The sequence below is a fragment of the Collimonas sp. OK412 genome (genome assembly GCF_900112135.1).
GTDB lineage: Bacteria > Pseudomonadota > Gammaproteobacteria > Burkholderiales > Burkholderiaceae_D > Collimonas > Collimonas rhizosphaerae.
Map to the genome: position 1 here is coordinate 92,636 of NZ_FOLC01000018.1, position 17,185 is coordinate 109,820.

At 59.7% G+C, this 17,185-nt stretch carries 19 protein-coding genes; 5 read left to right on the forward strand and 14 right to left on the reverse strand.

The window, feature by feature from the left end; all coding sequences use genetic code 11:
* Positions 1-16: 16 nt before the first annotated feature.
* The 9 genes from BM062_RS17905 to BM062_RS17945 all read right to left on the reverse strand — a co-directional run bounded on the left by BM062_RS17905 (position 17) and on the right by BM062_RS17945 (position 9,487).
* A complete protein-coding gene (locus tag BM062_RS17905) occupies positions 17-1,813 on the reverse strand; it encodes a diguanylate cyclase (RefSeq protein ID WP_254785139.1) in 1,797 nt (598 codons plus the stop codon).
* 259 nt (positions 1,814-2,072) lie between these two features.
* A complete protein-coding gene (gene clpB, locus BM062_RS17910) occupies positions 2,073-4,676 on the reverse strand; it encodes an ATP-dependent chaperone ClpB (protein WP_092399311.1) in 2,604 nt (867 codons plus the stop codon).
* A 124-nt stretch (positions 4,677-4,800) separates the two neighbouring features.
* Positions 4,801-5,010, reverse strand: a complete 210-nt coding sequence (locus tag BM062_RS17915; protein ID WP_139220099.1) for a hypothetical protein — start codon at positions 5,008-5,010, stop codon at positions 4,801-4,803.
* Positions 5,011-5,199: 189 nt separating this feature from the next.
* On the reverse strand, positions 5,200-5,574 hold the full coding sequence (crcB, locus tag BM062_RS17920) for a fluoride efflux transporter CrcB (protein WP_092399315.1): 375 nt from the start codon (positions 5,572-5,574) through the stop codon (positions 5,200-5,202).
* Positions 5,571-6,059, reverse strand: a complete 489-nt coding sequence (locus tag BM062_RS17925; protein WP_092399317.1) for a molybdenum cofactor biosynthesis protein MoaE — start codon at positions 6,057-6,059, stop codon at positions 5,571-5,573. The genes crcB and BM062_RS17925 overlap by 4 nt, the downstream gene beginning before the upstream one ends.
* 33 nt (positions 6,060-6,092) lie before the next feature.
* Entirely contained in the window at positions 6,093-6,350 is a 258-nt protein-coding gene (gene moaD, locus BM062_RS17930; protein ID WP_092399319.1) for a molybdopterin converting factor subunit 1, read from the reverse strand.
* Between the two features lie 34 nt (positions 6,351-6,384).
* Positions 6,385-7,629: a molybdopterin molybdotransferase MoeA gene (gene glp / locus BM062_RS17935; protein WP_092399321.1), complete on the reverse strand. Its 1,245-nt coding sequence runs from the start codon at positions 7,627-7,629 to the stop codon at positions 6,385-6,387.
* Positions 7,630-7,646: 17 nt separating this feature from the next.
* Positions 7,647-9,107 (reverse strand): threonine synthase, encoded by a 1,461-nt coding sequence (gene thrC, locus BM062_RS17940; protein WP_092399323.1) that lies wholly within the window; start codon positions 9,105-9,107, stop codon positions 7,647-7,649.
* Between the two features lie 128 nt (positions 9,108-9,235).
* On the reverse strand, positions 9,236-9,487 hold the full coding sequence (locus BM062_RS17945; RefSeq protein ID WP_092399325.1) for a DUF2164 domain-containing protein: 252 nt from the start codon (positions 9,485-9,487) through the stop codon (positions 9,236-9,238).
* Positions 9,488-9,784: 297 nt separating this feature from the next.
* Here BM062_RS17945 and gmk point away from each other — a divergent pair, with 297 nt between their 5' ends.
* From gmk to BM062_RS17960, 3 genes are all read left to right on the forward strand, one after another.
* Entirely contained in the window at positions 9,785-10,429 is a 645-nt protein-coding gene (gmk, locus tag BM062_RS17950; protein WP_014006294.1) for a guanylate kinase, read from the forward strand.
* Between the two features lie 56 nt (positions 10,430-10,485).
* Positions 10,486-10,689 (forward strand): DNA-directed RNA polymerase subunit omega, encoded by a 204-nt coding sequence (gene rpoZ / locus BM062_RS17955; protein WP_092351791.1) that lies wholly within the window; start codon positions 10,486-10,488, stop codon positions 10,687-10,689.
* A 93-nt stretch (positions 10,690-10,782) separates the two neighbouring features.
* Positions 10,783-13,068 carry a RelA/SpoT family protein gene (locus tag BM062_RS17960; RefSeq protein ID WP_092399327.1) on the forward strand — a complete coding sequence of 762 codons (2,286 nt, stop codon included), beginning with the start codon at positions 10,783-10,785 and terminating at the stop codon, positions 13,066-13,068.
* A gap of 9 nt (positions 13,069-13,077) precedes the next feature.
* Here the strand turns inward: BM062_RS17960 and BM062_RS17965 are convergent, their stop codons facing one another.
* Positions 13,078-13,584: a DUF1178 family protein gene (locus tag BM062_RS17965; RefSeq protein WP_371326604.1), complete on the reverse strand. Its 507-nt coding sequence runs from the start codon at positions 13,582-13,584 to the stop codon at positions 13,078-13,080.
* Positions 13,585-13,651: 67 nt separating this feature from the next.
* Positions 13,652-14,485: an isocitrate lyase/PEP mutase family protein gene (locus BM062_RS17970; RefSeq protein ID WP_092399331.1), complete on the reverse strand. Its 834-nt coding sequence runs from the start codon at positions 14,483-14,485 to the stop codon at positions 13,652-13,654.
* A gap of 273 nt (positions 14,486-14,758) precedes the next feature.
* Here BM062_RS17970 and BM062_RS17975 point away from each other — a divergent pair, with 273 nt between their 5' ends.
* Positions 14,759-15,106 (forward strand): hypothetical protein, encoded by a 348-nt coding sequence (locus BM062_RS17975; protein WP_092399333.1) that lies wholly within the window; start codon positions 14,759-14,761, stop codon positions 15,104-15,106.
* Between the two features lie 30 nt (positions 15,107-15,136).
* On the opposite strand, the gene BM062_RS17980 is transcribed toward BM062_RS17975, so the two are convergent.
* Positions 15,137-15,451: a hypothetical protein gene (locus BM062_RS17980; RefSeq protein WP_254785140.1), complete on the reverse strand. Its 315-nt coding sequence runs from the start codon at positions 15,449-15,451 to the stop codon at positions 15,137-15,139.
* Between the two features lie 169 nt (positions 15,452-15,620).
* A complete protein-coding gene (locus BM062_RS17985) occupies positions 15,621-16,016 on the reverse strand; it encodes a hypothetical protein (RefSeq protein ID WP_217647607.1) in 396 nt (131 codons plus the stop codon).
* Positions 16,017-16,202: 186 nt separating this feature from the next.
* Between BM062_RS17985 and BM062_RS17990 the strand changes: the two genes are divergently transcribed.
* Positions 16,203-16,445 (forward strand): H-NS histone family protein, encoded by a 243-nt coding sequence (locus BM062_RS17990; RefSeq protein ID WP_092399337.1) that lies wholly within the window; start codon positions 16,203-16,205, stop codon positions 16,443-16,445.
* A 95-nt stretch (positions 16,446-16,540) separates the two neighbouring features.
* Here BM062_RS17990 and BM062_RS17995 read toward each other — a convergent pair.
* Positions 16,541-17,185, reverse strand: a 645-nt coding sequence (locus tag BM062_RS17995) for an autotransporter outer membrane beta-barrel domain-containing protein (protein WP_139220100.1), incomplete at its 5' end; no start/stop codon positions are given.

The following is a 17,185-nucleotide window of genomic DNA, read 5'->3' on the forward strand; positions in this document are numbered from 1 at the left end:
GGCAGTCAGAAAAAGATCAGTCGTCCGACGAAAACGTCAGGCCGCCGAATTTCTTGACACTATACATCCGCTTGTCGGCCACCTTCAACAAGGTTTCCAGGTCGAGGCCGTCGGCCGGATACAGGGCGCCGCCGATGGATGCGCCGATCTGGCAGTGCTCGCCGTTGGCCATCAGGATCGGCTTGTTCAATACCGCGTAGATCTTTTCCGCGATCGCCAGCGCCGATTCTTCGTCGGCCACGCCCGGCAGGTAAACGATGAATTCATCGCCGCCGAAACGCGCGACCTCGTCTTCCTTGCGCAAGGTGTTCTGCAAACGCAAGCCGACTTCGATCAGGACCCGATCGCCTTCGTCATGGCCGTAGTGGTCATTGACCTGCTTGAACTTGTCGAGGTCAACGAACAGCACGGCAAAGCGGAACAGGTGCGGCTCGACATCGGTGCGCCGGCGGAATTCGATCTGCGCGATCAGGGAATCGCGATTGAGCAGGCTGGTGAGGCGGTCGGTGCGCAGGTTGCGCTCCATCTCCTGGAAGCTTTGCGCCAGTTCGCCGATCTCGTCCTGGCGGTCGATGTTCAGCTTGGCGAACGGCCGGCCGCTGCCTATGCTGCGCACGGCCAGCGTCAGCTTGCGGATGTCGCGCAAGACCCAGCGCAAGATCGCGTAACCGAACAGCAGGGCCAGCAAGATCACCAGCAGGCCCAGGTACAGGCTCTTGTAGACGCTGGAATTGACCGCTCCCCAGAAATCGGAGCGCGGCAAGGCGACTACCGCCACCCACTCCAGCCCGGCGGCGTCGCGGTGGATTTGCGCCGCCACTTCGATCTGCCCGTATTTGCTGGGGAATGCGCCGACGATCAGCTTGCCCGGCTTGGGCGGACTGGCTGCCGAAGCCGCTACCGGATCGCTGACCGGCGCCATTTCCCGATGCCGCTGCAAATAGGTTTGCACCAGCTGCCAGCTCTGGCGCATGAAAGGCGCGCTGACATTTTTGAGGTTATTCCTGATGTGCTGGTTCTGGGCGCCGTTGCGCGGGGCAAATGCGCCTTCGCTGTTGGAAGAGATGACCAGGTCGCCGTTCGGCTCCGCCACGAAAGCAACCCCGTTCTTGTCCATCGGCAGCGCCTGCAGGTAATCTCGCAACGGCCGCAGCGACAGCTCCCTGGCCACCACGCCAAGCACGTCCTGGCCGGCGTCGTACACCGGCCGCGCCAGCATCAGCGCCGGCTCGCTGCTGACGGCGTCGATGAACACCGGCGACCATATGTCTTTTCTCTGGCTGACGGCGTCCAGATACCAGCTTTGCTCGCGCGGTTCATACTCTTCCGCCTCCAGCAATATCTTTTCGGTAGCTGGCCCGCGGCTGCGATACAAGTGGGTGGGGCCTTCGCCCGCGCCTCTCAGCCTGACGCGGAATTCGTTGGCGGCGATGCGGCGGATGCCGACAAAATGGCCGTCGACACCGGTAAAGCTGATCAGGCTGCCGACTGTCGGAAACAGGCCGCTGGCAATCCACATGCGCTCTTCCAGCCGGCCGACGCTGGCCGGGAACGGGATCGGGGTCGGGCTCTTGTTGGCGGCGCCGGCAACCTGATCAGGCGCGACTACCCGCAACGCCGCGCCGGCGTCGAATAATTGCCTGTTGATTGCGCTGTCGATGCCCCCCATCATGTCCGCCAGGACCTTCTGCGACAACGCATCGGTGGCGTCCTGGCCAGTCTGGTAGAGCAGCCAGCCGACTGAAACGGCCAGGAACAACAACAACGCTGCAAACGGCAAAATGAATAAGCGCTGCAGTGACGTTCGCTTCAAATTTGCCTCGAAATTACGATAATTGCGCCTGGCTTCAGGACAATGCCTCTGCCACTTTACATACCGCAAAAATGCCTGCTCCCGTCGTTGTCTACAATCGAATGCACAATTCACAACACTCAACTACAAACAAGCAATACGAACTAAGAGCATAGACCTAAAAAAAGGCCACACGGCATCGCCATGTGACCTTTAATTCATAAAGCAACACGTTCAAGCCTGCCGCGATTCTACCTGTTTGCGTCTGTAAAATCTGAGCTTAGATTGTCACTTTGAACACTATCTCACCATTGTTAACATTTATGTGAATAATGTCCTTCGGTCCGAACTTGCCTTCGAGAATCAACTTTGACAGGGGATTTTCGATCTGCTGCTGGATCGCCCGCTTCAACGGCCGCGCACCATAAACCGGATCGAAACCTGCCTCGGCGATCTTTTGCAGCCCGGCTTCCGAAATCACCAGCCCCATGTCCATTTTCGCCAGGCGCTGTTCGAGGAACTTCAGCTGGATCTTGGCGATGGCGCCGATGTTCTTCTCGTCGAGGGCATGGAACACCACGATTTCATCGATGCGGTTGATGAACTCCGGCCGGAAATGGTTCCTGACTTCAGCCATCACTTCCATCTTCACCACCGCCGGATCGCTGCCCTCCATTGCCTGGATCCGATGCGAACCCAGGTTCGAGGTCATCACGATCACCGTATTCTTGAAATCCACGGTACGGCCCTGGCCATCGGTCATGCGGCCGTCGTCCAGCACCTGCAGCAGTACGTTGAACACGTCCGGATGGGCCTTCTCGATTTCATCCAGCAGGATCACGCTGTACGGCTTGCGGCGCACCAGCTCGGTCAGGTAGCCGCCCTCCTCGTAACCGACATAGCCGGGCGGCGCGCCGATCAGGCGTGCGACCGAATGTTTCTCCATGAACTCGCTCATGTCGATGCGGATCAAGGCATCGGTGCTGTCGAACAGGAAACCGGCCAGGGCCTTGCACAGCTCGGTCTTGCCGACGCCGGTCGGCCCGAGGAACATGAACGAGCCGTATGGCCGGTCAGGATCGCTCAGCCCGGCGCGCGAACGGCGGATGGCATCCGATACCGCAACGATCGCCTCGTCCTGGCCCACCACGCGCTTGTGCAGTTCGTCTTCCATCTTGACCAGCTTGTCGCGCTCGCCCTGCAGCATCTTGGACACCGGGATGCCGGTTGCGCGCGAGACGATCTCGGCGATTTCGTCGGCGCCGACCTGGGTCCGCACCAGCTGCGGCTTGCCGTTCGGATCGGGGTGCGCGGCCGCCAGCGCATCTTGCCTGGATTGGGTTTCCAGCGCTTTTTCCAGCTCGTTCAGCTTGCCGTACTTCAGTTCGGAAACCTTTTGCCAGTCGCTGTTGCGCGTCGCTTCGTCGATTTGCAGGCGCAGCTTTTCAATCTCTTCCTTCAGGTGCTTGCTGCCCTGGGCGCTGGCTTTCTCCGATTTCCATATTTCTTCCAGGTCGGCGTATTCGCGCGACAGTTTCTCGATTTCTTCCTCGATCAGGGCGAAGCGTTTTTGCGAAGCTTCATCCTTCTCGCGGCGCACCGCTTCACGCTCGATCTTGAGCTGGATCAAACGCCGGTCGAGCTTATCCATCACCTCCGGCTTGGAGTCGATTTCAATCTTGATCTTGGCTGCAGCCTCATCGATCAGGTCGATCGCCTTGTCCGGCAGGAAACGGTCGGTGATATAGCGATGCGACAATTCCGCCGCCGCGACGATCGCCGGGTCGGTAATTTCCACGCCATGGTGGACTTCGTATTTTTCCTGCAGGCCGCGCAGGATTGCAATCGTCGCTTCGACGCTAGGCTCGTCGACCAGGATTTTCTGGAAACGCCGTTCCAGCGCCGCATCTTTCTCGATGTACTTGCGATACTCGTCGAGCGTGGTAGCGCCGACGCAGTGCAGCTCGCCGCGCGCCAGGGCCGGTTTCAGCATGTTGCCGGCATCCATCGCGCCCTCCGCCTTGCCGGCGCCGACCATGGTGTGCAATTCGTCGATGAAGACGATGGTTTGTCCTTCATCCTGGGCAATTTCCTTCAGCACCGCTTTCAGGCGCTCCTCGAATTCGCCGCGGAATTTCGCGCCGGCCAGCAAGGCTGCCATGTCGAGCGACAGGACCCGCTTCGATTTCAGGCTGTCAGGCACTTCGCCGTTGACGATCCGTTGCGCCAGGCCTTCGACGATCGCGGTCTTGCCGACGCCCGGTTCGCCGATCAGCACCGGGTTGTTCTTGCTGCGCCGTTGCAGCACCTGGATCGCGCGCCGGATTTCATCGTCGCGGCCAATCACCGGATCGAGCTTGCCGAGGCGCGCCCGTTCGGTCAGGTCCAGGGTGTATTTCTTCAGGGCTTCGCGCTGGCCTTCGCCATCCTGGGAAGCCACGTTGGCGCCGCCGCGCACCGCCGTAATCGCCGCTTCCAGCGCTTTGCGCGTGAGGCCGTTTTCGCGCGCCAGCCGGCCGGCGTCCGACTTGTCGTCGAGCAGGGCCAGCAATAGCATCTCGCTGGCGATGAACTGGTCGCCGCGTTTTTGCGCTTCCTTGTCCGCCAGGTTGAGCAATGCCAGCAGTTCGCGCCCAATCTGCACTTCACCGCCGGCGCCGCTTACCTTGGGCAGGCGTTCCAGCGCAGCTTTCAGGCCATTCCCCAGGGCCGCGACGTTGACGCCGGCCCGTTGCAGCAGCGAGGTGGCGCTGCCGTCGTCCTGGTTCAGCAGCGCGATCAGCGCATGGACCGGATCGATGTATTGATTATCATTGCCGACTGCCTGGCTTTGGGCGTCGGCAATCGCTTCCTGCAGTTTTGTGGTCAATTTATCGAAACGCATGGTTCCTCCAAAATATCTAATGGATAGAAAATTGGGACAGACCTGCTGATTTCAAGTTAGGCATCGGCTAGGCATAAAAAAAGCCCTTCGCAAGGAAGAGCTGGCGCGACATCCACAGGCCGGACTACCTGATGTGCGTAGCCATGAAGTAGGTCACGGCCACCAGGGCAGAGCCGAAGCCGCAGACAAACGTCACCAGGCGCCAGGTCTGGTCCGTCATTTCCCTGTGCATGTCGGCGCTGGTAGCCGTCTGGTCCAGGCGCGTTTCTATCCGCGCCAGCCGGTCGCGCGCGTCATTCACACATTCTTCAAGTTTCAGAACCCTGGTTTCCATATTTTCATCATAGCCACCGCCATCGCCACCGTCAAATGACTGCCTTTGCGTTTTTTTCCTTTTGACAATTGCTTCCTGCAGGAAAACAGCTTTAGATATAGCCTCCATATGCCTGCCTTTCCAGTCCCGAGCCCTTGTTTATGCAGAATATTTTCTTTTTATCATCCTGTCTTTAAGAGGCATCTTAAATCAGAAAAACAAGACCCGGTAAGTCATAAAACCAGCGATACACAAGATAATCGAACCGCATAGATGCAATACGGTATGTCCGAGGAACCAGGCATATTGGCCGTGCTGCAGAAGCACCATCGATTCTGCGGAAAAAGTGGAAAAGGTCGTCAGCCCGCCAAGAAATCCGGTAATCACCAGCAAACGCCATTCGATCGGCAGCACCGGATGCGCTTCGAAGAAGGCGACCGCCAGGCCGGCCATGTAGCCGCCCGCCAGGTTCACCAGCAAAGTTCCCAGCGGCAATTGGTTCTGGTAGGCCCCCAGCAAGATGCTTGCGCCCCAGCGCAGCCAGGCGCCGAGGACAGCGCCGACGCCAACCGCCAGCCAACTCACTTCTTGCTTTCGCGCATAGGCAACGGCAGCGCGTCCTGTTCCCATTTGGCCAGCGCCTCGTCGTCGGCGCTGCGGGCGTCGACCCAGCGCGCGCCCTGTTCCGTGTGTTCCTTTTTCCAGAACGGCGCTTCGGTTTTGAGGTAGTCGATGATGTATTCGCAGGCGGCGAAGGCGTCTCCGCGATGCGCCGAGCTCACCGCCACCAGTACGATCTGGTCCAGCGGCAGCAAGGGACCGATGCGGTGTATCACCAGGGCGTCGAAGATATCCCAGCGCTGCTTGGCCTGGTCGACGATGGCCGTCAGGGCTTTCTCGGTCATGCCTGGGTAATGCTCCAGCTCCATCTGGGCGACGGCGCTGCCGTCGTTCAGATCGCGCACGGTGCCGAGAAAGCTGACGACAGCGCCAATCTTGGGATTGGACAACCGCAGCTGCGCAAGCTCGGCGGCGAAATCGAAATCTTCAGCCTGGACACGGATGGGCATAATCAAGACCTCACGGACAACAGCAAACCAGGATCAGCCGCCGGTGACCGGCGGGAAAAATGCCACTTCGCCGCCTTCGGCCAGGGCGGTATCCGCGTTCGCCAGCTCCTGGTTGAACGCCATGCGCAAGGAACGCCCCTCGGCCAGTACTTCGGCCCAGAGCGCGCCGCGGGTGCGCAAGAAAGCGCGCAGTTCGCCGACGGTAGCGATCGTAGCCGGCAGCTCCAGCGTTTCCTGAGACAAGTTGAGCGCCTCGCGGATACTGGCAAAAAAGCGCAGCTGGATTTTCATTACATTCTCATTTTCAGTCAATTGCAAGGACCGCTTACAGAAAAGCGGAAAACGGCAAAAAGCGCAGGAAATCGCCCTTGGTGATGGTTTTCCCGGCTGGATTGTCGACCAGGCCGTCACCCCACACGGTAGATGTCAGGACGCCCGAACCTTGCTGCGGGAACAGGTCAAGGCCGCCGTCGGCGTTGATTTTTGCGCGCAGGAATTCCTGGCGGCGGTCCGCCTTGGGCCAGTCGAAGTCGGCGCGCATGGTCACCGCTTGCGGCGCCAGTCCGCTTGCCGCCACGCCTTGCTGGCGCAGGATGAATGGCCGCACAAAGATCAGGAAGGTGACAAAACTGGATACCGGATTACCGGGCAAGCCGATAAAGAAAGCCGTGCCGCCTGCAGCGCGGCGGACTTCGCCGAAGGCCAGCGGCTTGCCAGGCTTCATGGCGATCTGCCACATGTTCAGACGCCCTTCCGCTTCCACCGCCGGCTTGACGTGGTCCTCTTCCCCGACCGACACGCCGCCCGAGGTCAGGATCAAGTCATGCTCTTGCGCCGCAAGGCGCAGCGCCTCGCGGGTTGCTTCGCGGTTGTCGGGGACGATGCCGTAATCGCTGATTTCGCAACCCAGGTTTTCCAGCAGGCCGCGCAATACGAAGCGGTTCGAGTTGTAGATGGCGCCCGGTTTCAGCGGCTGGCCGGGCATGGCCAGTTCGTCGCCGGTGAAAAACATCGCCACCCGCAATTTGCGCAGCACCGGCAAGGCTTCCAGACCGACCGAAGCCGCCAGGCCCAGATGCTGCGGCCGCAACCGCGTGCCGGCCGGCAGGATCACGCTGCCGCTGCGGATATCTTCGCCGGCGCGGCGCACCCACTCGCCGGCGGCCGGTGCATGTTTGATGACGACGGCGTCGCCGTCGGCCTCGCACATTTCCTGCATGACCACGGCATCGGCGCCATCTGGAATCATGGCGCCGGTAAAGATGCGGGCAGCGGTGCCGGCTTGCAGCGGCGCACCGACATGGCCGGCGGGAATCCGCTGCGAGACAGGCAAGCGCGCCCCTCCGGCAGCGCCGCTGGCGCAATCCGCGGCGCGTACCGCATAGCCATCCATTTGCGTATTGTCCGCCGGCGGCACGTTGAGCCGGGAAACCTGGGCATCCGCCAGTATCCGGCCATTCGCGGACAGCGTCGGGACCAGTTCGGTGGCGGCGGCGTCAACCAGCGGTCGCGGCGCTGCCAGCAATACATCGAGGGCTTCGGCAACGGATAACATCGGAGGTTTTTGCATGTCTGGTCGCGGCAAGCTTACAAGCCGGTGTGGCTGGCGATGAAAGTCTTCACCTGCGCCACGTCGGCCGCCATTACTTCGAAGCGCTGCGGCAGCGCTTCTATGTTCTCAAAACCGGCCGGCCGCTCCGCGTCGCGCCCAAGCGCTTCGCGGATGGTTTCGTTGAACTTGGCCGGCAACGCGGTTTCCAGCACGATCATCGGCACGCCCGGAACCAGGTATTCGCGCGCCACCTTGATGCCGTCCGCGGTATGGGTGTCGATGGTGACGCCGTAGCGCTGTTCGATATCGCGGATGGTGGCCAGCCGGTCCTGGTGGGTCGACTTGCCGGACTGGAAGCCGAAACCGCCGATCTTGGCAAATTCATCGCCATCGCTGCCGGGGCCGCCCGCCAGGCTGAACCCGCCTGCGGTTTCCACCTTGTGGAACAAGGCGCGCACGCGCTCGCTGTCGCCATCCAGCAGATCGTGGATGAAACGCTCGAAATTGGAGGCCTTGCTGATGTCCATGCTGGGGCTGCTGGTGTGATAAGTCTCGGCCGGCTTGCGCACCCGGTAGACGCCGGTGCGGAAGAATTCGTCGAGCACGTCGTTCTCGTTGGTGGCGGCCACCAGCTTATCGATCGGCAAGCCCATCATGCGCGCGATATGGCCGGCGCAGATATTGCCGAAATTGCCCGAAGGAACGGTGAACGATACTTTCTGATCGTTGCTGGTTGTGGCGCTCAGGTAGCCGCGGAAGTAATACACCACTTGCGCCACCACGCGCGCCCAGTTGATCGAATTGACGGTGCCGATTTTCTGGCCGGCTTTGAAGGCGTGGTCGTTGGATACCGCCTTGACCATGTCCTGGCAATCGTCGAATACGCCTTCGACCGCGATATTGAAGATGTTCGGATCCTGCAGGCTGAACATCTGCGCGGTCTGGAATGCGCTCATCTTCTTGTGCGGCGACAGCATGAAGACGCGTATGCCTTTTTTGCCGCGCATCGCATATTCCGCCGCGCTGCCGGTATCGCCGGAAGTAGCGCCGAAAATGTTCAGCTTGGCGTCGTTCTTCGCCAGCGTATATTCAAACAGGTTGCCCAGCAGCTGCATCGCCATGTCCTTGAAGGCCAGCGTCGGACCGTTCGACAACGCTTGCAGCAGCAGCTTGCCGCCGTCCTTTTCTTCCAGCACGCGCAAAGGCGTGATCTGGCCGGCGTCTTCGCCTGCCCGCGCATTGCGGTACACCTCGGCGCTGTAGGTCTTGTGCGCCAGGGCCTTCAGGTCGGCCTGCGGCACGTCGGTCGCGAATTTCTTCAACACCTCGAACGCCAGGTCAGCGTACGACAGGCTGCGCCACTGATCCAGTTCGGCGCCGCTGACTTGCGGATATTTTTCAGGCAGGTACAAGCCGCCATCCGGGGCCAGGCCGCCTAACAGGATTTCGGAGAAATTTTGCGCAGCTGCGTGGCCGCGGGTCGAAACATAATGCATATTGTGGATGGCGTTATTTAAAATTGCGGGTCAGGATCAGAATCTGGTTACAAGCTGCTGTTTGCATTATAACGTTCGCTGCCATGCTGCTGTCAGCTTTGCACAGGCGATGCAAGTGGGTGCCGGGCTTATTTTTTCTTCCAGTAGTCGCCGGTCTCTTCGTAGCACTCGATCGCCAGGTCGGAAACTTTCGCCTCCATGTGCGCCTGCGCATCGGCTATCGCCTGGTTATAGATGCCGGGGCCGATCACGCGCAGGCAAAAATCGAGCAGCATGCCGGCTTGCAGGTCGCCGATAGGCTCTTCCATGTTTTCCTTGAAATAGCGCTGGATCGATCCGACCAGGTCTTTCTGCTCGCTTTGCTGCAATTTGATCGCCATGGCGCTCTTCCTTGTCATCTGTACATCGTCAAAACGCGACGGCCGGGGCACGGCGCTTTTTGGAAACCCATAAATGTACACCATGGCCGGCAGCACCGTTATCACAGCGCCAATATACCTGCCGTTCGCGCTATGCAGGAATGATACAAATCGGCTGCAGCCTTATTGTCGCGCTGATACAATGTCACTCTTATATACAAGTATGTTAAATATGCTTGTCAGCTTGCACATTATCCAATTGACATGACACCACCACTAATACCTGCTTCACCAAATGAACTGCTGGCCGGTTCGGCCATGCCCGACGAGCACCCCATGTCGGGCAGCCTGTTCATGGTGGTTGCACCTTCCGGCGCCGGCAAATCGACGCTGGTCAACGCCCTGCTGGCGCAAGAACAAGCCATCAAGCTGTCGATCTCCTACACCACGCGGCCGCCGCGCCCGGGCGAGCAGGACGGCCGCGAATACCATTTCACTACGGTCGAAGATTTCCGGGCGCGCCATAAGCAGGGTGAATTCCTGGAATGGGCTGAAGTCCATACCAATTATTACGGCACTTCGCGCCTGGCGATTGCCGAGCAAATGCAGTCGGGCACCGACGTTTTGCTGGAAATCGACTGGCAAGGCGCGCAGCAGGTGAAGAAGCAGTTCCCGCACGCGGTCGGCATTTTTATCCTGCCGCCATCGATCGCAGCGCTGGAAGACCGCCTGAAAAAGCGCGGACAGGATGAACCGCAGGTCATCACGCGTCGCATTCTTGCCGCCGGCGGCGAAATCGCCCACGCCCCCGAGTTTGAATATGTTATTATTAATCAAGAGTTTGCATCTGCTTTGTCGGAATTAACAGCGATAGTCAAAGCCACTCGCTGCCGCTTTTCGCAGCAGGCAGTGCGCAACGCGTCTTTGTTTGCCCAATTAGGCATACACGCCAACTTAAGTTAGCATTAAATCAACCAGCATCAAGCCAACACCAAGCTACACCGTTTTCCGGAGAATATATGGCCCGCATCACTATCGAAGATTGTTTGAAACAGATCCCTAACCGTTTTCAGTTGACGCTGTCCGCGACTTACCGCGCGCGCCAGCTGTTGCAAGGCCACACTGCCAAGATTGACGCAAAAGACAAGCCAACCGTAATTGCACTGCGCGAAATCGCCGCAGGCAAGATTGGTATTGAAATGCTGAAAAAGGTACCTGGTTAAATTGGTTGGGGACAGAGTAATGCGTCACGCTTCGGTGACTTATAAACTCTGTCCCGCAATTAGTAAAAATCATGCGGCTGATAACTACCCAGTATGAACCTGACATCTCCAGATTCAAGCCTGTCGTCAGCCGCAACCACTAAAAAACGGGCGGCATCCCCCCGCTCAGCCAGAAAACCCGCGAATACTCCTCCCTTGCCAGATCACCAGCCCGCGCTTCAACCCGGCGTTGCCTCGATCACGCACCTGACTACCAAGCTTGCCGAATACCTGACCCCAGCCGAGCTGAAGAAGGTCAAGGAAGCGTATCGCTTTTCGGATGAAATGCATCTGGGGCAGATGCGCAAATCCGGCGAACCCTATATCTCGCATCCGATCGCCGTCGCCGAAATCTGCGCCGACTGGAAGCTGGACGCGCAAGCCATCATGGCGGCCCTGCTGCACGACGTCATGGAAGACCAGGACGTCAAGAAGGACGAGCTGATCGAACGTTTCGGCGCGCCGGTGGCGACTTTGGTGGATGGCCTGTCGAAGCTGGACAAGATCGAATTCCAGAGCCAGATCGAAGCCCAGGCCGAGAACTTCCGCAAGATGCTGCTGGCGATGGCGCGCGACGTGCGGGTGATCCTGGTCAAGCTGGCCGACCGCCTGCACAACATGCGCACGCTGGGCGTGATGATCCCGGAAAAGAAACGCCGCATCGCGCGCGAGACCATGGAGGTCTACATCCCGATCGCGCATCGGCTGGGCCTCAACAATATTTACCGTGAACTGCAGGAACTGGCGTTCTCACACCTGTATCCGCTGCGCCACCGCACCCTGGCCAAGGCAGTCAAGGCAGCCCGCGGCAACCGCCGCGAAGTGGTCAGCAAGATCCTGGAATCGGTCAGCACCACGCTGGCGGCGACGGGCATCAATGCTCAGATAGACGGCCGCGAAAAAAGCCTGTTCGGCATCTACCGCAAGATGCACAACAAGCACCTGTCGTTTTCGCAGGTGCTGGATGTCTACGGCTTCCGCATCGTGGTCGACACCTTCGCCAACTGCTACCTGGCGCTGGGCACCCTGCACGCGCTGTACAAGCCGATGCCGGGCAAGTTCAAGGATTACATCGCGATTCCCAAGCTGAACGGCTACCAGTCGCTGCACACTACCCTGATCGGGCCTTACGGCACGCCGGTGGAATTCCAGATCCGCACCCAGGACATGCATCGCGTGGCCGAGTCGGGCGTCGCCGCGCACTGGCTGTACAAGGATGAAGAAGGCAACCTGAGCGACTTGCAGCAGCGCACCCATGCCTGGCTGCAGTCGCTGCTCGATATCCAGAAACAGACCGGCGATTCGGCCGAGTTCCTGGAACACGTCAAAGTAGACTTGTTCCCCGATTCGGTTTACGTGTTCACGCCGAAATCGAAAATCATCGCCCTGCCGCGCGGCGCCACCGCCCTCGATTTCGCCTACACCATCCATACCGATGTCGGCGACCAGACCATCGCCGCCAAGATCAACCATGAACCGGCGCCGCTGCGCACCGAGCTGCATAACGGCGATATCGTCGAAATCATTACCTCGCCCAGTTCACGCCCGAGTCCCAACTGGCTCAGCTTTGTGCGCACCGGCAAGGCGCGTTCGGCGATCCGCCATCACTTGCGCACCATCAACCTGAGCGAGTCGGTAGAACTCGGCCAGCGGCTGCTGTCGCAGGCGCTGGCGATGCTCAACCTGAATCCGGTGCTGGCGCCTATCGTGGTCGACCGCCTGCTGAATGAATCCAGCGCCAAGTCGCTCGATGAAATCTATGCCGACATCGGCGTCGGCAAACGCATGGCGACCCTGGTGGCGCGCCATATCATGGGCTTGCTGGAAAACGAACCCTTGGTAACGCCGTTGCTCGACATGGAAGGCGTCGCCGCCCCGGCCAAGATGGATCCGGTGGTGATCTACGGCAGCGAAGGCGTATCGGTGCAGCTGTCGCCGTGCTGCCAACCGATTCCGGGCGACCATATCACCGGCCAGCTCAAGCGCGACCAGGGCCTGGTGGTGCACGCCGAAGACTGCAATATCGCCAAGCGCCAGCGCAGCAAGGATCCGGACCGCTGGATCGAAGTGCTGTGGGGTGAAGACCTGAACCGCCGTTTCGACTGCCGCATCAAGGTGCTGGTGCATAACGACAAAGGCATCCTGGCCCGGGTTGCCGCCGAAATCGGCGATTCCGACGCCAACATCATCTACGTCAACATGGATGACGACAAGGACCAGCTGATGACCCAGCTGATCTTCACCATCCAGGTCGAAGACCGGGTGCACCTGGCCAGGCTGATGCGCAATGTGCGCCGCATCCGTGGCGTCACGCGGATCCTGCGCGACCGCAGCGGCTAAGCTGCCGCCTTACTGCAGCGTCCGCTTGTGCGAGATCGGCAGCGGCAGCTGAAAAACCTCGATGCCTTCTTCCGCCAGTTCCTGGCACTGCTGCGGCGAGGCCACGCCCCGGATGCCATGCTCGGGAACTTCCTTGTAATGGATCCGGCGCGCCTCTTCGGTAAAACCTTCGCCGACATCCTCAGTGTTTTCAATGACATGACGCGCCATATCCTGCAGCCGCTGCTGGAATTGCGCCATTGCCGGCGAGCCCTGGCGCTGCTCCCCTGCGCCGGCGGGATCCGGTCGGGCCGCGTCCGGCCGGGCCGCGCCAGGCCGGGACGCATTGGGCCTGGCCGCGGACAAATTCAGATGCGGAGCTGATGGCAGCTTGCCGACCTTGAAGCTATCGCATACCGGGCAGACGATCTGCTGCGCCGCGGATTGCGTAACAAAATCCTCCTCTGAGGCAAACCAGCCCTCAAAACGATGATTCTGGTCACAAGCTAGATTGTAGACTTTCATGGTGAGCAGCAATTCTTCAGCACGGAAAAGCAAGGATCTTACACTAACCAGCATATAACTTATTACCAGCTTCCGCTGCTCAAAGTTTGCCGGCCGCCTGCAGCATCTCGCTGATGCGCCGCGTAGTCACCGCCTCCTCGCCGTAGGTAAACGTGCCATGCTCGCGCATCTCTTCAGCTGCGCGTATGAACGCTCCCAATGCGGCGCGCGCCAGGGAGCCGCCGACGCTGACCCGCTTGACGCCGATGGCACCCAGTTCCCGCAAGCTGAGCTGCACGCCCTGCAGCCCCATCACCACGTTCACCGGCTTATCCAGCGAACTCACCACCGCCGCGATATCTTCCCGGCTTTTCAGGCCCGGCGCATACAGCACGTCGGCGCCGGCTTCCTGGTATGCCTGGAGCCGCTCGATCGTGTCTTTCAGATCGGGCCGGCCAGCCAGGTAATTTTCCGCCCGCGCAGTCAGCGTAAATGGAAAATCCAGGCCGCGCGCCGCTTCGGCCGCTGCACGCACGCGGTCTGCGGCCAGTTCCAGTGCGTAAATCGGATCGTCGCGATTGCCGCTGGCGTCTTCGATAGAACCGCCGACGATGCCGGTGGCTGCAGCCAGCCTGATGGTCTCGGCGACCATCGCCGGCGCCTCGCCGAAACCATTTTCCAGGTCGGCGCTGAGCGGCAGGTCGGTAGCGGCGGCCAGTTCGGTCAAATGCGCCATCATCTGCTGGCGTCCTATGCCGCCATCCAGCTGCCCGCGCGAAAAGGCAAACCCCGCGCTGGTGCTCGCCAAGGCTTCAAATCCAAGCAGGGCCAGCAGCCTGGCACTGCCGATATCCCATGGATTGGGAATGATGAACGCACCGTCACGTGCATGAAGCTGCTGGAATATGCGGGCTTTTTCGGCCTGGGATTGCATTCGGTACCTCCGTTAGAAATTCATTGGCGCAAAATTTTTCATGATTTCTCATATGGAAAAATCTTGTCCGTTACCAATTTATGCCAGTAACTGCAGTGCCATCAAGACACAAACATTACCACCAGCAACTACTTCGTGCAGCGCTCCGCGAAAGATGTCTGAAAAAGCCCGATATACAGCGAATCTCCATTAGCTTCGCGGCGATTTGTTTCCTAGAATGAAGTCCTGAAGGGATTGCGCTATTGGGTTTGAAGCGGCGAATCGGGGGGCGATATGGGAAAAATATTATTCGTGCTGGCGCTGGCGGGCCTGGCTGCAGGAATGCCGAACCGGGCCATTGCCGATGCAGGTATCGGGATTGGCGGAACCGCGCCCTTTTACGCGCCGCCGGCCTTATATGGCGCGGAACTGCATCCGGCGCAGCTGTTCCAGCCGCCGGCCGCCGTGATCGTGGCGCCGGTCTGGCGCGAACGCAATGAATGGGAAAAGCGGCGCGTCGAACAATGGGCCGAGATCGAGCGGCATCGCCAGGAATGGCGCGAAACCCATGGCAGCGATGCCAACGGCGTCCCGATCCGCACCGATGCGGCGCGCGGCCCGACATCCTCCAGCAATTTTTAACCTAACCAGGCGGATTTGCAGCGAGCCTTGTCAGAACCGCGGCAAATCGGCCAGCGTGCGGCCGGGCGCATCCTGGCCGGCGATGCCGATGCCTTCAATCCCGTGCTCGTAGATCACCAGTGCGATGTTGGGACCGCGCACGATTTTTCCGTCGATTGAAAACGCCGTCGCCACCTCGTCGCCGAAATGCAGGGCGTCGACCACCAGGCTGACGTCCTGCTCCGAGGTCTTGTGCTCCCATCCGATCGAACCGTCATCCTTGGGCTTTGCCCGTCCCCAGCGCACTTCTTCGACCCGGTCGCCGGCGACATTAAAACGAACCGCTTCAATCATATGAATAGACATGCATTTCTCCGGGATAGAAAGTCGAATGATTTTTTGCTTCATGGTACGCGCCCTGCCATTCCGCAGCAAGATGCCGGATGAAAATTTGCCGGGGCATGGCTGTCATGCGGACGCGCACGAAAAAATGCCGCTCAAGGGAGCGGCATTTTTTACGCGGCTTGCGATCGGATCAATATGGCGCATCGTCGGGAGCGACCCGCAACCAGCCAGTCGGGCAAGCCTGCACATCAGGATAATATCCGACGGGATCGTTGCAGTAATAACTGTAGTTGGCATCAGGCTGCACATACATCAGCGGCACCGCATCCTGATAAAAGAACGGGTCGCGATAGACCGGTGGCCAGAAAAAAGGACCGCCAATGATGATCCGGCCCCGTCCATGGAAATCGTGGAACCGGTGGAAACCGTGGCGAGCCTGGTGTCCACCGCCATGGTTCATGCCGTTGCCATTGCCGTGAAAACCGCCCTGTCCGTGGAATCCATTGTTTTGCGCAAGCAACGAACCGTTGGCCGCGCTTAGCATCAGCGCGGCTGCCGCAAACCATAAAACCGTCAGCTTTTTCATCGCAACACCTTCACTTCCCATGCCGCCAGCACGACGGCACAAACTGCCTTCCTGTATTCAATATAGGTTGTGCAATGGAGAGGGTAACTACAAATCGGTAATCTTTGCAACAAGCTGTATCATTCCATCGCATTGCGTGGTTACGGTATACTTGCGCGTCCCAAACGCCGAAAGAAAGCAACAGAAATGACGACATACAAAGAGCTGCAAGCACAAATCGAACAATTGAGGAAACAGGCGGAAGAACTGCGTCAGGCCGAAATTGCTGACGTCATTACCGAAATCAAAACCAAGATGCAGGAATACGGCATCACCGGTGCCGACCTGGGCCTGATGGGCAAGAAGCGCATCATGAAAACCGGCCCTGCGGTGGAAGCAGAAACGCCTGCGCCTGCGCACGCCGATGCACCGGCCGGCAGCGAAATGTAAGGCAATACGGATTTGACGCCAGGCTGTTGTCGTTGGCGGATAAAGAGCCCTTCAAGATATCCGTCAATGACAACCGCGGCTCAAGAATACCCGGATCAATCAAGCCTGAAGCGCAGCCCCAGCGCCAGCACGCTGTTGCGCAACCCGCCGTTGCCCAGCTGCGCATCGTAGTTCAAGTACCAGCCCCAGCGGCTATCCACCGCCGTATTCAAACCCAAACCCGCCCAGCCCGAACTGCGCGCCAAGCCGATCCCCTGCACCGTGAAGCGCGCCGCCGGCGCCCCCACATACGCCGCCCCGAAATCCAGGCTGCCATCGCTGAACGCATGCTGCCACGCCGCGTAAGCCTGCACCACGCTTAAGCCGCCAGCCCATTGGAAACTGCTGTCGCCCCGCACACCCAGCAACCCCGCCGTCTGTTTATAAGCCTGGCTGTCCGCCGTCAAGCCGAACACCCCGCCGCTTTCGGTAAAACCGCCGCGCTTGAGGCGGTCATACGCCAGCCCGGCGTAGGGCGTCAGCCGCATGTCGGCCGAGAGCGGCAACACATAACCGCCTTCCGCATAGGCCGACCACAGGCTGTCCGTGTGGCTGGTCCCCAGGTTCTGCTCGCTATTGCCGATCACCGCGCTGCGCGTCACCGTGCTGTCGATGCTGGCTGCGCCCGCCCGTCCCGCTACATACCAGCCGTCCGCACCGAATGCATGGCGGCCATACAGGGAGACGCCGGTGCTGTGCCC

What these genes read in the sequence shown, in the direction of transcription:
- clpB (WP_092399311.1), bottom strand. Translation starts at nt 4,676, where the DNA reads ATGCGTTTCGATAAATTGACCACAAAACTGCAGGAAGCGATTGCCGAC.
- BM062_RS17915 (WP_139220099.1), bottom strand. Translation starts at nt 5,010, where the DNA reads ATGGAAACCAGGGTTCTGAAACTTGAAGAATGTGTGAATGACGCGCGC.
- BM062_RS17925 (WP_092399317.1), bottom strand. Translation starts at nt 6,059, where the DNA reads ATGCCCATCCGTGTCCAGGCTGAAGATTTCGATTTCGCCGCCGAGCTT.
- moaD (WP_092399319.1), bottom strand. Translation starts at nt 6,350, where the DNA reads ATGAAAATCCAGCTGCGCTTTTTTGCCAGTATCCGCGAGGCGCTCAAC.
- glp (WP_092399321.1), bottom strand. Translation starts at nt 7,629, where the DNA reads ATGCAAAAACCTCCGATGTTATCCGTTGCCGAAGCCCTCGATGTATTG.
- thrC (WP_092399323.1), bottom strand. Translation starts at nt 9,107, where the DNA reads ATGCATTATGTTTCGACCCGCGGCCACGCAGCTGCGCAAAATTTCTCC.
- BM062_RS17945 (WP_092399325.1), bottom strand. Translation starts at nt 9,487, where the DNA reads ATGGCGATCAAATTGCAGCAAAGCGAGCAGAAAGACCTGGTCGGATCG.
- gmk (WP_014006294.1), top strand. Translation starts at nt 9,785, where the DNA reads ATGCCCGACGAGCACCCCATGTCGGGCAGCCTGTTCATGGTGGTTGCA.
- rpoZ (WP_092351791.1), top strand. Translation starts at nt 10,486, where the DNA reads ATGGCCCGCATCACTATCGAAGATTGTTTGAAACAGATCCCTAACCGT.
- BM062_RS17960 (WP_092399327.1), top strand. Translation starts at nt 10,783, where the DNA reads ATGAACCTGACATCTCCAGATTCAAGCCTGTCGTCAGCCGCAACCACT.
- BM062_RS17970 (WP_092399331.1), bottom strand. Translation starts at nt 14,485, where the DNA reads ATGCAATCCCAGGCCGAAAAAGCCCGCATATTCCAGCAGCTTCATGCA.
- BM062_RS17975 (WP_092399333.1), top strand. Translation starts at nt 14,759, where the DNA reads ATGGGAAAAATATTATTCGTGCTGGCGCTGGCGGGCCTGGCTGCAGGA.
- BM062_RS17980 (WP_254785140.1), bottom strand. Translation starts at nt 15,451, where the DNA reads ATGTCTATTCATATGATTGAAGCGGTTCGTTTTAATGTCGCCGGCGAC.
- BM062_RS17985 (WP_217647607.1), bottom strand. Translation starts at nt 16,016, where the DNA reads ATGAAAAAGCTGACGGTTTTATGGTTTGCGGCAGCCGCGCTGATGCTA.
- BM062_RS17990 (WP_092399337.1), top strand. Translation starts at nt 16,203, where the DNA reads ATGACGACATACAAAGAGCTGCAAGCACAAATCGAACAATTGAGGAAA.